Origin of the sequence: Novosphingobium hassiacum (genome assembly GCF_014196055.1) — a bacterium.
Taxonomy (GTDB): Bacteria; Pseudomonadota; Alphaproteobacteria; order Sphingomonadales; family Sphingomonadaceae; genus Novosphingobium; species Novosphingobium hassiacum.
This window is the reverse complement of sequence record NZ_JACICY010000001.1, coordinates 827759-841021: the sequence shown is the minus strand read 5'-3', so window position 1 is coordinate 841021 and position 13263 is coordinate 827759. Positions and strand designations below refer to the sequence as shown.

At 62.7% G+C, this 13263-nt stretch carries 14 protein-coding genes and 1 riboswitch; of the genes, 13 read left to right on the top strand and 1 reads right to left on the bottom strand.

Annotated elements, in window-relative coordinates; translation table 11 throughout:
- Window positions 1–70 precede the first annotated feature (70 nt).
- Entirely contained in the window at window positions 71–676 is a 606-nt protein-coding gene (locus GGQ88_RS04195; protein WP_183611810.1) for a TetR family transcriptional regulator, read from the top strand.
- Between the two features lie 200 nt (window positions 677–876).
- On the opposite strand, the gene cobU is transcribed toward GGQ88_RS04195, so the two are convergent.
- Window positions 877–1386 (bottom strand): bifunctional adenosylcobinamide kinase/adenosylcobinamide-phosphate guanylyltransferase, encoded by a 510-nt coding sequence (cobU, locus tag GGQ88_RS04190; RefSeq protein WP_183611809.1) that lies wholly within the window; start codon window positions 1384–1386, stop codon window positions 877–879.
- Between the two features lie 36 nt (window positions 1387–1422).
- Window positions 1423–1624: riboswitch (cobalamin riboswitch) on the top strand.
- A 141-nt stretch (window positions 1625–1765) separates the two neighbouring features.
- On the opposite strand from cobU, the gene GGQ88_RS04185 reads away from it, so the two are divergent.
- From GGQ88_RS04185 to GGQ88_RS04130, 12 genes are all read left to right on the top strand, one after another.
- Window positions 1766–3658: a TonB-dependent receptor plug domain-containing protein gene (locus tag GGQ88_RS04185; protein WP_183611808.1), complete on the top strand. Its 1893-nt coding sequence runs from the start codon at window positions 1766–1768 to the stop codon at window positions 3656–3658.
- Between the two features lie 228 nt (window positions 3659–3886).
- Window positions 3887–4648, top strand: a complete 762-nt coding sequence (locus GGQ88_RS04180; RefSeq protein ID WP_183611807.1) for an aminotransferase class I/II-fold pyridoxal phosphate-dependent enzyme — start codon at window positions 3887–3889, stop codon at window positions 4646–4648.
- Window positions 4645–5268 (top strand): cob(I)yrinic acid a,c-diamide adenosyltransferase, encoded by a 624-nt coding sequence (gene cobO / locus GGQ88_RS04175; protein WP_221214480.1) that lies wholly within the window; start codon window positions 4645–4647, stop codon window positions 5266–5268. Before GGQ88_RS04180 ends, cobO begins: the two co-directional genes overlap by 4 nt.
- Complete coding sequence (locus tag GGQ88_RS04170; RefSeq protein WP_183611805.1) at window positions 5265–6128, top strand: ABC transporter substrate-binding protein; 864 nt, start codon at window positions 5265–5267, stop codon at window positions 6126–6128. Before cobO ends, GGQ88_RS04170 begins: the two co-directional genes overlap by 4 nt.
- Window positions 6125–7084, top strand: coding sequence for a FecCD family ABC transporter permease (locus GGQ88_RS04165; RefSeq protein WP_246385427.1), 960 nt, complete (start codon window positions 6125–6127; stop codon window positions 7082–7084). The genes GGQ88_RS04170 and GGQ88_RS04165 overlap by 4 nt, the downstream gene beginning before the upstream one ends.
- On the top strand, window positions 7084–7857 hold the full coding sequence (locus GGQ88_RS04160) for an ABC transporter ATP-binding protein (protein WP_183611977.1): 774 nt from the start codon (window positions 7084–7086) through the stop codon (window positions 7855–7857). The genes GGQ88_RS04165 and GGQ88_RS04160 overlap by 1 nt, the downstream gene beginning before the upstream one ends.
- On the top strand, window positions 7854–8777 hold the full coding sequence (cbiB, locus tag GGQ88_RS04155; RefSeq protein WP_343057079.1) for an adenosylcobinamide-phosphate synthase CbiB: 924 nt from the start codon (window positions 7854–7856) through the stop codon (window positions 8775–8777). Before GGQ88_RS04160 ends, cbiB begins: the two co-directional genes overlap by 4 nt.
- Window positions 8765–10213: a cobyric acid synthase gene (locus tag GGQ88_RS04150; RefSeq protein WP_183611804.1), complete on the top strand. Its 1449-nt coding sequence runs from the start codon at window positions 8765–8767 to the stop codon at window positions 10211–10213. Before cbiB ends, GGQ88_RS04150 begins: the two co-directional genes overlap by 13 nt.
- Complete coding sequence (gene bluB / locus GGQ88_RS04145) at window positions 10210–10848, top strand: 5,6-dimethylbenzimidazole synthase (RefSeq protein ID WP_183611803.1); 639 nt, start codon at window positions 10210–10212, stop codon at window positions 10846–10848. Before GGQ88_RS04150 ends, bluB begins: the two co-directional genes overlap by 4 nt.
- Window positions 10845–11849 (top strand): nicotinate-nucleotide--dimethylbenzimidazole phosphoribosyltransferase, encoded by a 1005-nt coding sequence (gene cobT / locus GGQ88_RS04140; RefSeq protein WP_183611802.1) that lies wholly within the window; start codon window positions 10845–10847, stop codon window positions 11847–11849. The genes bluB and cobT overlap by 4 nt, the downstream gene beginning before the upstream one ends.
- Window positions 11846–12631 (top strand): adenosylcobinamide-GDP ribazoletransferase, encoded by a 786-nt coding sequence (locus GGQ88_RS04135; RefSeq protein ID WP_183611801.1) that lies wholly within the window; start codon window positions 11846–11848, stop codon window positions 12629–12631. The genes cobT and GGQ88_RS04135 overlap by 4 nt, the downstream gene beginning before the upstream one ends.
- Complete coding sequence (locus GGQ88_RS04130) at window positions 12616–13176, top strand: histidine phosphatase family protein (RefSeq protein WP_183611800.1); 561 nt, start codon at window positions 12616–12618, stop codon at window positions 13174–13176. The genes GGQ88_RS04135 and GGQ88_RS04130 overlap by 16 nt, the downstream gene beginning before the upstream one ends.
- The last annotated feature ends 87 nt before the right edge of the window (window positions 13177–13263 follow it).

Genomic DNA, 13263 nt, shown 5'->3' with positions numbered 1-13263 from the left:
ATGTTTCTGGTGCTAACGCGCCCGCCTCGTGGCCATTCTTTCGATGCGGCCATGACAGTAAGAGGCGTTGATGGACCGCAAGAGCAAGGATCAGGACAAGAAGGCGACGCTGACGCGCGAGACGATCGTCGAAGCAGGGTTGGTGCTGCTCAACCAGATCGGCCTCGACAAGTTGACCACGCGGAGGCTTGGCGATCATCTTGGGGTCGAAGGGCCTGCGCTTTATCGCCATTTTCCCAGCAAGGCCGTGCTGCTCGATCACATGGCAGCGTCAATTCTCCTGCCGGTACTGCGCGCGCCGCACCCGGGAGAGCCGTGGGACGAATGGTTGCGTGCGGTTGCGACGCGCAGCTATGAAGTCGTGTTGGACTGTCGCGACGGGGCAAGGCTCGTGGCGGCATCGCTGCCCACCGAACCGCGCGACCTGCTGTCAAAGCCACTGCGGGAAGCCGGTTTTTCCGAAGAGCACGCGATCTACGGTTCAAAGTTGATCACGCGCTTTATGGTTGGCTGGCAGTTGCACGAAGATAGCGAACGTCAGCGCGCCGATCGTCCCATCGAAAATTATGACCACGATCAGGCCTTCCGCTTTGCGCTCGACACGCTGATCAATGGTCTGAGGCTGGCACTGGCCCGTACGATGACCCAGAAGATCGAGACCAGAGGGGGGGTGTGATCTGTGAACCTTTCGGCTTGACCCGTCTACGAATCCCTGTCTGACCGCTCTGAAATAGAGTGGGTGCCAGTGCCTATCTTGGGAACCGGAAAAGGTAGCTGCCGCTTCCGCCCCAGCACCGCTGCACACAGAGCCAGAAAGAAGAAGCCCGCAGCTTGAAACTGCCAGGAAGTGGCGACAGTCCGGTTGAAATGGCCAACTTACTTCAACTGTTGGGCAATGCCTGCAGTTACAAACCACACCTCATTCGCGGTGCGGGCCAAGGCTTGATTGAGCCAGCCAGCCTCATCGCGAAATTGACGGGCGAGGGGGTTGTCCGGGACGATCCCTTGCCCGACCTCGTTTGAAACCAGAAGCAGTGTCCCGCGTATATCGGCGAGCAAACCCGCGAGGCGGCACCGTGCCGCTGCTACATCGTGATCCTCGTGCATCAGGTTGCTCAACCACAAGGTCAGGCAATCGACGAGCATTACGCTGCCTTGCGCATCATGCGCTCCAATCGTTTCGGGCAGGGCGAGCGGGCATTCGATCGTTTGCCAGTGATGCGCCCGTTCGGCGCGGTGGCGGGCGATACGTTTGGTCATTTCATCGTCGAACGCCTGCGCTGTAGCGACGTAAATATGTGGGCCGGGCAGGGCATCGCCCAGCTGCTCGGCCATGGCACTTTTGCCCGATCGCGCTCCACCCAATATCAAAACTGCTTTGCCCATCACTGCTTCTGCTTGCCTTTCATGCTGCGCCGCGACATAGGCGCGTCCGTTACAGGTTCCCAGCGATGGGATGAATAGGGAATCCGGGAATGGTCATCGGCCATGATCCGGAGCTGCCCCCGCAACTGTGATCGGCGAGTCGCCGCTTCGTTATGCCACTGGTCCCTCGGGGCCGGGAAGGTGAAGTGGATGACATTGACCCGAGAGCCAGGAGACCTGCCCGTAACGGTCGTTCTTTTATCCGGACGGGGTGTGCCGGATGATGATCGAGGATTCCCTCGCGTGACGACTAAGCCAGAGTCGCATGCGGTGGGCATCGTGTCCTACGCGTGATCGCTGTCGTGCGACTCTTTTGAAGTTGTTCAAAAGGGGGAAACCCATGCGTATTTTCAAGTCGGCGCTACTCGTGGCCGCGGCCATCATTCCGGCCACTGCTCATGCCGAAGACAGCGATACCATCATCGTTTCGGCCAACCGCACCCAGCAGACCACATCCGAAGTCGCCCAATCGGTAACGGTCATCACCCTTGACGATATCACCACGCGGCAATCGGTCGCGGTTATCGATCTGCTGCGCTCGGTCCCGGGCATCACCGTCACCAGCAATGGCGGTCTTGGCACCAGCACCTCGGTCAGTATCCGGGGTGCCGACAGCGACCAGACTGTCGCGCTCATTGACGGCGTGAAACTGAATGACCCCTCGACACCCGGCGGCGGCTTCAACTTCGGCAATCTGCTGACCGGCAATATCGAACGGATCGAGGTTGTTCGCGGTTCGCAGTCGGTGTTGTGGGGCAGCCAGGCCATCGGCGGCGTGGTCAACATCGTTACGCGCACGCCCACTGAAGCGATAGCGGTGAATGCCGCCGCGGAATATGGCTGGCGCGATACCGCGCGCGTGGTTGGCAACGTGTCGGGCAAGTTCGGCCCAGTTTCGGCAAGTGTTGGCGCAGGCTATCTGCGGACAGACGGCTTTTCGACGTTCAACGAAGCGCGCGGCGGCAAGGAACGCGATGGCTATCGCAACTTCGGCGCGAATGCGAAGTTCAGCGTTGCACTCTCGGACGCGATCTCGGTCGATCTGCGCAGCTGGTATTCCGATGGCAAAGTCGGGATTGATGGCTTTCCGGCACCGACCTTCAGCTTTGGCGATACGCCAGAATTCGCCCGGACCAAGGAACTTGTGGGGTATGCGGGCCTGAACGCCGCGCTGCTGGACGGTCGTTTCCGCAATCGCTTTGCCTATACGCTCACCGATACGCGCCGCCGCAACATCGATCTGACGGGCGGAGCCGAGCTGGAAACCTTCAACGCCAAGGGCCGCAACGAGCGGTTTGAGTATCAGGGTAATATAGATCTTATCGAAACCGTTGGCGCGACCTTCGGCGCTGAAACCGAAAAATCCAGCTTCCGCACGTCCAGCTATGGCAGCTCGTTTTCGCATGCAGAAGCGCGGATCAATAGCGTCTATGGCCAGCTCAGTGCCAAGCCGATAAGCGGCCTCACCCTTAGCGCTGGCCTGCGCAACGACGACCACACCATCTTTGGCGGGAAGACCACCTTTTCGGCAGGTGGCGTGTTCACCCCGAACGAAGGCGGCACTACCCTGCGCGCCAGCTATGGTGAAGGGTTCAAGACACCGTCGCTGTTCCAGTTGTTCAGTGAATACGGCAATACTGCGCTGGTCCCTGAATCCTCGCAAGGGTGGGATGCTGGCGTTACCCAACGCTTGCTCGACGGCAAGATCGAAGTCGGCGCGACATGGTTCCACCGCGACAGCCGCAACCTGATCGCCTTCATCAGCTGCACAGTTCCTTTGACCGGCATCTGCATAGGTCATGCCAACGGCACTTATGACAATGTCGCCAAGGCGCGGGCGCAGGGGCTTGAGTTTGCCCTAACGCTGAAGCCTGTCGAGGCACTACGGGTCCAGGCCAATTATGGCTACGTCGATGCAACGAACGTCGCCACGGGACGCGATTTGGCGCGGCGTCCGCGTCACAGCGTCAACACCTCGCTCGATTATGACTGGGCGTTCGGGCTGAAGACCGGGGCGACGATCACCCATGTCGGCGCCAGCTTCGATAATGCCTCGAACACCCGCAAGCTGAGCGGCTATGTCCTGGTCGATTTGCGCGCTGCTTTCCCGGTGACCCGCCACATCGAACTCTATGGTCGGATCGAGAACCTGCTCAACGAACAGTATGAGACCAGCTTTCGCTACGGGACGCCACGCCGCGCCGCTTATGCAGGTGTAAGACTGGCTATCTGAGCGGGAAATAGCATCGTGGACCCGCATAGCGCACTGATGTGGCATGGTGGACAGACAGCGGCGGCGGCACGGCTATATCCGGCCGCGCCCCGCCCCTGGCTGGACCTCTCAACTGGCATAAGTCCCTGGGCTTGGCCTGTGCCGGATCTTGAGCCGAAGGTATGGCAGACGCTGCCGTCGCCGGCTGCGTTGGAGCAGTTGGAATTTGCCGCTGCTCGCGCATTCGGCATGGACAGCAATGAACAGATCGCGGCCGTGCCGGGCAGCGATATTGCCATCCGACTTCTGGGCCGGCTGCTGCCAGCGGCGCGTGTTGCTATCGTCGGGCAAGGCTATGCAGGTTACCGGGCAACATGGCCGGAAGCTCGGGTGTTGCCATTCGAAAAGGCTTGCCTTGCCGACCTGATGATCTGCGCCAATCCGAACAATCCAGACGGCGCGATCACCGACGTACGCAAGCTTCGGAAACTGCGAAACAGCCGCATTGTCGATGAGGCTTTTGCCGACGCCATGCCTGAATCCAGCATGCTGCCGCACCGCAATGGCGCGATAGTGCTGCGCTCCTTCGGCAAATTCTTCGGCCTTGCCGGTGTCCGGCTGGGTTTTGTCATTGGCAACAGACCGGTAATCCGTGACCTTCGCGGCCTTCTGGGTGACTGGCCGATTTCCGGCCCGGCGATTGCGATTGGAACCGCCGCCTATTGCGACAGGGCATGGCAGGGTTTGCAGCGGCACCGGCTGGCGCAAGGCAGCGCGCGATTGGCCTCGCTTCTTGTCCACCACGGGCTGGATTGTGTCGGTGGCACCGCAAATTTCAGGCTCTGCCAAACCGCATACGCCGCCAGCCTGTTCTCGCATCTATGCCAGGCGGGAATACTCGTCCGGCCCTTTGCCGACAGGCCGGAACAGCTGCGGTTCGGGATTCCCGGCACAGACGCCGATTGGGCGAGGCTTGAGATTGCCCTGCAAGCATGGAGGCCAACGAAATGACCGAAGATCCCGCAGCCGAGCGCAACGACCACACACGCCACAACATGCGCATGCAGAAGCTGAAAGTGGCGCGCGACAAGATTCAGGCGCGCAAGACGATCGAGCGCGGATTGCTGATCGTCCACACCGGAAACGGCAAGGGCAAGTCGTCCTCGGCATTCGGTATGGCCATCCGTAGCGTCGGCTGGGGAATGAAGGTCGGTATCCTGCAATATGTGAAGGGCAGCTGGGACACCGGCGAAAAAGCGTTCTTCGCGGCCAATCCCGACCTTTTGACCTTCGATGTGATGGGCAATGGCTTCACGTGGGACACGCAGGACCGCGCGCGCGATATTGCAGCAGCGCGGGCCGCTTGGGAACGCTCGAAGGCGCTGATCCTCGATCCCGCTTATGACTTCATCATCCTTGATGAACTCAACATCGTGCTGCGCGACGATACCCTGCCGATTGCCGAGATCGTCGCGTTCCTCAAGGATCGCCCGCTGGAAAAGCACATCTGCATCACCGGTCGTAATGCCAAGCCCGAATTGATCGAGATCGCCGATCTGGTGACGGAGTTTCAGGAAGTGAAGCATCCGTTCAAGGCAGGGTTCAAGGCGCAAAAGGGCGTCGAATATTGATCCGCCAAGCGGTCATTCTGATGCTTGCGCTGCTGTCGGCCGGATGCGGCACGGCAGGCGGGCGCGATGTGCCCAAGGCAGACGGACCGCCCCGCCGGATCGTCTCGATGAACCCCTGCGTCGATGCGGTTTTGATGGAGATCGCCGATCCTTCGCAGATCGCCGGGGTCAGCCATTATTCGCATGATCCGCGCGCCACATCGATCCCGCTTGAGCGCGCCTTGCGCTATCCGGCCATTTCTGGTTCGGCAGAGGACGTCATCGGTGCCGCGCCGGACCTGGTGATCGCGGGGCCGCACGTGTCGATCCAGACGATCGCCGCGCTGAAACGGCTCAGTATTCCGCTCATGCAAGTGACGGTGCCCGAAAGCGTCGCGGAAAATCAGGCGCAGATTTCCGAGATTGCTGCGCGGATCGGTCGCAGATCTGCAGGTGATGCGCTCAATGCCCGGATCGACAAGGCGATGGCCGACAGCCGGTGGAACGCTACGCCGATCGATGCGCTGATCTGGCAGGGCAGCGGCCTGGTGCCGGGCAAGGGCACCTTGGCCGACGAGCTGATGACCCATACGGGCTTTCGCAACATGAGCGGCCCGATGCGGCTCAAGAGATGGGACATCCTGCCGCTCGAAGGGTTGCTCGACCACCCCCCCGCCGTGCTGCTGGCAGGCCGGGCAGACATGGGTGCGGGCAGCGGTGACGGGAACCGGATGCTGACCCATCCGGCACTCGCCAAGGCCCGAAAGCACATCCGGATAGAGCAATATCCCTCGAACCTGCTGCATTGCGGCGGACCAGTGATCATCCGGTCGGTGGAACGGCTGGCGGCGGTGCGCCGCGCATGGAGAGCATCGCGATGAAGCTGAATCTGGGACTTTTGGCCGCAGTGCTGGTGGCCATGCTCGGATCGCTGATGGCCGGACGGACATGGGTTCCGTTCGATCACTGGCTTGCAGGCGACCTGCAATCGCTAATCGTGATGGAATTGCGGCTGCCGCGCGCCTGTGTCGGCGCAATCGTGGGGGCAAGCCTTGGTATGGCGGGCGCTGCGATGCAGGGCTACTTGCGCAATCCCTTGGCCGATCCGGGCCTGTTCGGCGTTTCGTCCAGCGCGGCGCTGGGCGCGGTCGTCTCGCTCTATTTCGGTTTTGCCGTATCGGCCTGGCTGCTGCCTATCTTTGCATTGGCAGGGGCCGGGCTTGGCATAACCGCGCTGGCGATCTTGGCGGGACGGTCGGGTAGCCTGATCCTCTTCACCCTGTCGGGCGTGATCCTGTCGAGCCTGACCGGCGCGCTGACCAGCCTGCTGATCAGCCTCGCCCCCACTCCCTTTGCCTCGTCTGAAATCGTCACATGGCTGATGGGCGCGCTGATGGATCGTAGCTGGGATGACGTTCGGATTGCCCTGCCGGTCTCGGTCTTGGGCATGGCGGCGCTGCTATGGGCGGCGCGCTATCTCGATGCGCTGACACTGGGCGATGCCGCCGCCCGATCTATGGGCGTGAACATGACACGCCTGCAGTGGCTGATCGTGATCGGTGTAGGGCTGACCGTGGGCAGTTCGGTGGCGGTGGCGGGGATCATCGGGTTTGTCGGGCTGGTCGTGCCGCATCTTGTGCGCCCGCTGGTCGGCCATCGACCGTCGGCGTTGTTGATCCCTTCGGCACTGGCCGGGGCCCTGCTGGTGGTGCTGGCTGACTGTCTGGTGCGGATACTGCCCTCCGCATCCGAAGTCCGGTTGGGCATCGCGATGGCGAGTATCGGCACGCCGTTCTTTGTGATGCTGCTTTTCAGGATGAGGCGAGAGGTAGCGTGATGGCACTACGGTTCGATGACCTCACGCTCGCCCTGCGTGGACGGCCGGTGCTCAGCAATGTCAGTGGCGGATTTTCCCGAGCCAGTGTTACGGTCATTCTCGGTGCGAATGGCGCAGGGAAAAGCACGCTGCTGTCCTGCCTTGCCGCCTTGCGCGCACCAGATAGCGGCGTGGTAACGCTGGGCGGCAGACCGCTCGTTGCCATCCCCGCTATGGAGCGCGCCCGTCAGATCGGCTTGCTGCCGCAGCAGGCGGATATCCACTGGGACATCAACGTTCGCGCACTGGTCGCCCTGGGCCGCCTGCCCCATCATGGCCGGTGGAGCCACAACGCAGAGGATGACGCTGCGATCGACGAAGCAATGGAACGGACCGATTGCGCTCGCTTTGCAAACCGCAAGGCCCAGCGCCTGTCCGGCGGAGAACAGGCACGGGTATTGCTGGCGCGGGTTCTGGCCGGAAAACCAGATTGGATTCTGGCCGACGAACCGCTCGCCAATCTCGACCCGGCGCACCAGCTTGATGCCATGGCCTGCTTCCGCACGACGGCGACAGCTGGCACGGGCGTAGTGCTGGTGCTGCATGACCTGACCCAGGCGGCGCGCATCGCCGATCATCTGATCGTTATGAAAGACGGCGGAATTATCGCCGCAGGTCCTGTCGCCCAAGTATTGACGCCGGCTGTGCTTGAAGTCGCTTACGGGGTTCGTGTTCATATCGGGCAGGATGAAACCGGTGCACCGGTGATCGCCCCGATTGCCCGCATAGCATGATCATGGGCCGTCCCGAGCTACTGCTGGCTGTGCTGATCGTCGAGGCGGCTTTGGGCTATCCGGAGTGGTTGCTTGCGCGTGTCGGCCATCCGGTGATGTGGGTCGGGCGAATGATCGCGGCCATGGAACGGCGTTGGAACCGCGCGCCCCATGCCCGCACCGCCGGAACGGTAGTTGCCTTTGCGCTGGTGATCACAGGTGTCACGGCAGGACTGTTGATCGAATGGCTGGCCAGTGGCTGGGGCGGCACCATTGCGATAATCCTGATCGCCACGACCGGGCTTGCGCAGCGCAGCCTGCACGATCACGTCGTCGCTGTCATACGGCCACTGAAGGCGGGCGACGCGGTAGCGGCGCGTATTGCGCTGTCCGGCATTGTCGGGCGTGACACCGCCGCGCTGGAGGACCCGGGCATGGTGGCCGCAGCCACCGAGACGCTCGCGGAGAGCTTCTGCGACGGCATCGTGGCGCCAGCGTTCTGGTTGCTGGTCCTAGGCTTGCCCGGCCTGTTCGCTTTCAAGTGCATCTCCACGGCAGACAGTATGATCGGCCACCTTGATGTCCGCTACCGCCAGTTCGGCTGGGCATCGGCGCGTCTGGACGATGCGCTCAACTGGTTGCCCGCACGCCTCGCCGGAGGCTTGATCTGCCTTTGCGCAGGGAAAGGTTGGCGCATCATGTGGCGCGATTCCGGCAAGCACCTCTCGCCCAACGCAGGCTGGCCGGAAAGTGCGATGGCTGGGGCGCTGGGCGTCAAACTGGGCGGTGGCGCGGCTTATGATGGCGAATGGATCGCCCGACAGACACTCGGTCATGGGCCTCCACCAAATGGCACAGATCTCAATCGCGCGATGGCGATCTACCGCCGCGCCTGCGTCCTGTTATGGCTGGTCGTCGGAGGCATCGCATGGCTGCTGTAATGCTGCAGGGGACTGGCTCGGACGTCGGCAAATCGGTACTGGTGGCGGGCCTCTGCCGCTTGCTGACCAATCGGGGTATGAAGGTACTGCCGTTCAAGCCCCAGAACATGTCAAACAATGCCGCCGTCACAGCCGATGGCGGCGAAATTGGCCGAGCGCAGGCCTTGCAGGCGGTTGCTTGCCGCGCGCCGTTGTCCGTGGATATGAATCCGGTACTGCTCAAGCCGCAGTCTGATTGCAGCGCGCAAGTGGTGGTGCATGGCAAAGTGCAGGGCACGCTGGGCGCCGAATATTACCGCAGCCGCAAGGGTGAATTGCTGGAGGCAGTCATGGCATCCTATCACCGCTTGCGCGCTGCATCGGATATCGTGGTGGTGGAGGGCGCAGGCAGCCCGGCAGAGATCAATTTGAGGGCAGGCGATATCGCCAACATGGGCTTTGCCCGCGCCGCCAATGTTCCGGTGGTGCTGGTCGGCGATATTGATCGCGGCGGCGTAATTGCATCAATCGTTGGCACAAAAGCGGTGCTCGACCCGAAAGATTCCGCGATGATCAGGGGTTTTCTGATCAACAAGTTTCGCGGTGACGTGGCGCTGTTCGATGACGGCTATACCGCGATAAGGCAGCGAACCGGCTGGGAAGGCCTTGGCGTTATCCCCTGGATTGCAGCCGCTCGCGCGCTTCCGGCCGAGGACGCGGTTACGCTGCAAACGCCGGATGCTGGGGGCGGTGGCCTGTTCGAAATTGCGTTCCCCATGCTGTCGCGGATCGCAAATTTCGATGATTTCGATCCGCTGGCGAATGAACCCGGCGTGCGGCTGACGATGGTGCCGCCGGGCACACCGATCCCCGCCACCGCCTCGCTCATCATCATTCCCGGCACCAAAGCGACGATTGCTGACCTCAAGTTCCTCCGTGCGCAAGGCTGGGACATCGACATTGCCGCCCATGTCCGGCGCGGCGGGCGAGTACTGGGCATTTGCGGCGGCTATCAGATGTTGGGCCGCACGATCGCCGATCCGGCAGGACTGGAAGGCGCGCCTGAAGCGGTAGCGGGCCTTGGCCTGCTCCCGGTCGATACCGTGATGCAGGCCGACAAGACCCTGCGCGACGTCAGCGGCATCAGCGTAATGGATGGCTTGCCGTTCCGGGGCTATGAAATCCATTCCGGCACCACGTCTGGCAGCGCCCGCCCGTTGCTGCGCATGTCTGATGGCCGTGACGAAGGCGCGCTCAGCCCCGATGGCCGCGTGGCAGGCTGCTACATCCACGGGCTGTTCAATCTGGCAGCCCAGCGGCGCGGCTGGATTGATGGCGTGTCCAACGACGTCGATCAGGATGTGGCGGTCGACGCCGCGCTTGATGAACTGTCCGCAAAGCTGGAGAAGCACGTTGCGGTGGACCGGCTGCTGGCGATCGCGGGGGAGGCACTATGATCCCCACGAGCTTTCCGCCTGCCTTCGTCGATGACCTCGATAGGCTGCTGACATGGCGGCGCGATGTGCGGCATTTCCAGACGATGCCCCTGCCGGACGGAACGCTGGACCATTTGCTCGACCTGGCCTGCCTTGCGCCGTCAGTCGGTAACAGTCAGCCTTGGCGCTTCGTGCAAGTGCGTTCGGAGGAGCGCCGCCGCGCGAGCATCGCGCATGTCGATGCTGAAAACCGGCGCGCCGCCGCAATCTATCAGGATGAAGCCCAAGCCGCGTATGATGCGCTGAAGCTCCACGGCCTGCGCGAGGCACCCGAACACGTCGCCGTGTTTTGCCAGTTGGATCCGGAGGCAGGGCACGGCCTTGGCCGCCAGACCATGCCGGAGACGACCGTCTATTCCGTTGTGATGGCGATCCACACGCTGTGGCTCACCGCCCGCGCCATTGGCGTACGTATGGGTTGGGTGTCGATTGTCGACCCGGCGTCGATGAACGCTCTGCTCGATGTGCCCGAGGATTGGCGCTTCGTCGCCCTGATCTGCCTTGGCTATCCGGAACAGGAGAGCGACACTCCCGAACTCGTCCGCCGCCACTGGCAAGACCGCCTGCCTGCCGATCAGACGAGATTTATCCGATGACGATTACTCCGGCACATGTTCAGGCTCGCCTAGATAGCCTCGCCAAACCCTCCGGCAGTCTGGGGCGGCTTGAGGCGCTGGCAGTCGAACTGGCGATGGCGCAGGGCACATGCACGCCGCTCACTCGCCCGCGCCGACTGGTGCTTTTTGCGGCTGATCACGGCGTGGTTGCGCAAGGCGTCACGCCATGGCCGCAAACCGTAACGACGGCGATGGTCGCCACGATCCTGTCGGGCCGCGCCAGCAGCACGGCGCTGGCCGCTGCGCATCGGGTGGACGTGCGCGTGGTCGATGCAGGCGTAGCTCAGCCCCCGCCCGGACCTTATCCGTGCCATTATCGCGCCAGCCCGATTGCGCCCGGCACGGCGGACCTTGCGACTTGTCGGGCCATGGATGAAGCGCAGTTCGATGCTGCATGGGCGCTTGGCTCCGATGAAGCCGAAGCAGCGGTGTCGGCGGGCTTCCGCCTGCTGATCGCGGGCGAAATGGGTATCGGCAACACCACTGCCTCTGCTTGTCTCACCCATGCCCTGACCGGCGTGGACGCCGAGACAGCCACAGGCACGGGCGCGGGCGCAGCCCCTGCGATGCGCGCACACAAACGTGACATTGTCGATCAGGCCGTGGCTCGGCTCGGTGGCGCCCGCGACAAGGCGGCGCTGGCCGCCATCGCCGGGTTCGAGATCGTCGCGATGGCGGGGTTTTATGCGTCCGGCGCGGCGGCGGGTATGGTGCTGCTGCTCGACGGCTACGTCTCTACTGCCGCTGCCCTGATCGCGGAAGCGCTCGCGCCCGGCACGGCTCGTTCGATGATTGCGGGCCATCGTTCGGCAGAGCCGGGGCACGGTGCGGCCCTTGCGCAACTTGGCCTCACCCCGATACTCGATTGGCAGATGCGGCTTGGCGAAGGCACCGGCGCGCTGACGGCCCTGCCGCTGCTGGATAGTGCTGCTGCGCTGCTGTGCGATGTTGCAACGCTGGCAGAAGTGGTGGGGCAATGATCCGGGCCGCGCTGTTCCCCTTACTGCTGGCCATACAGTTCTTGACCCGCCTGCCCGTCAGTCCCGCCATTCCGCCGCTCGATGCCGAGCAGTTGAAAGCGGGACTAGGCCGTTCCGTCTTGTGGTTTCCGGTGGTGGGCGGGATCATCGGCTGTATCGGCGGGCTGGTGTTGTGGGGTGCAGGCCTGTTCTGGCCCCGCATTGTCGCGGTGCTGATGATGCTCATTGTCGAGGCCCGCCTGACCGGTGCTTTCCATGAAGATGCCGTGGCTGATTTCTGCGATGGCTTTGGTGGAGGCCTGACGGCGGAGCGTATTCGCGAGATTATGAAGGATAGCCGCATTGGCAGCTATGGCGCGCTGGGGTTGATGCTGGCGATAGGTCTGCGCGCGGCGCTGCTGATCGTGCTTCCGGCGGCCCTGCTCATTCCGGCGATGGTCGCCTCCGCAGCATTTGGCCGCTGGGTAGCCGTCTTGGCGATGACCATGCTGCCTCCGCTCGATCAACATGGCGGCCTTGCCAAGGACATCGGCCAGCGCCCCGGACCAGCGACCCTTGCTGGCGCGACCCTGCTGACGCTGCCGTTCCTCGCGCCCCTTGCCGCGATTGCACCTGCTGCCCTGATGGTCGGGATCGGCTGCATTCTGCTATTTCTGCTATGGTTTCGGCAATCGCTGATGCGGCATCTCGGCGGCGTGACCGGCGATTGCCTGGGCTTTGCAGTCTACGCGGGCCAACTGATCCTGCTGCTTTGTGCCAGTGCGCAATGGCCGACGCCCTGATCCTCGTCCGCCATCCGCCGGTCACGCTGGCATGGCAGACGCGCTGCTATGGCCAAAGCGATCCCGGTCTGTCGCGCGCAGGGCAAGCCATGATCGCGCCTCTGGTCGACCGATTGGCGGCAATGGCGCCTGACGTGATTATCCACAGCGACATGAAGCGCACCCGCGCTATCGCGGAGCCGCTGGGCGAAAGGCTCGGGATCGTGCCGCTGGCCGAACCGCTTTGGCGTGAACGCGATTTCGGCGCGTGGGAAGGGCAGCGCTGGAACGCTATCTATCGGGCGACGGGCGATGCCATGGATGGCATGGTCGATGCCCCTGAAACGTTCAGGCCTGGCGGTAGCGGCGAGACGACGCAGCGGTTAATCAATCGGATTACGGCTGCCCTTGCTGCCACGCCGTGCAAGGCTACAGTCGTCGTAATCACCCATGGCGGACCCATCGCATGCGCCCGCGCTACACAGATGCCGGAAGAAATTGTCTTGCTGCCAGATCTAATTCCTTCTCCGGCTTCTGTCACGGTTATTTCACCTGCACCTCAATGAGCAATATCCACAGAGCGGAATGCGGTGACAAAAATGGCATACTGGCCTTAGCAGGAGCAACCGGCGCGTTCGGTGCCCCGATCGTAA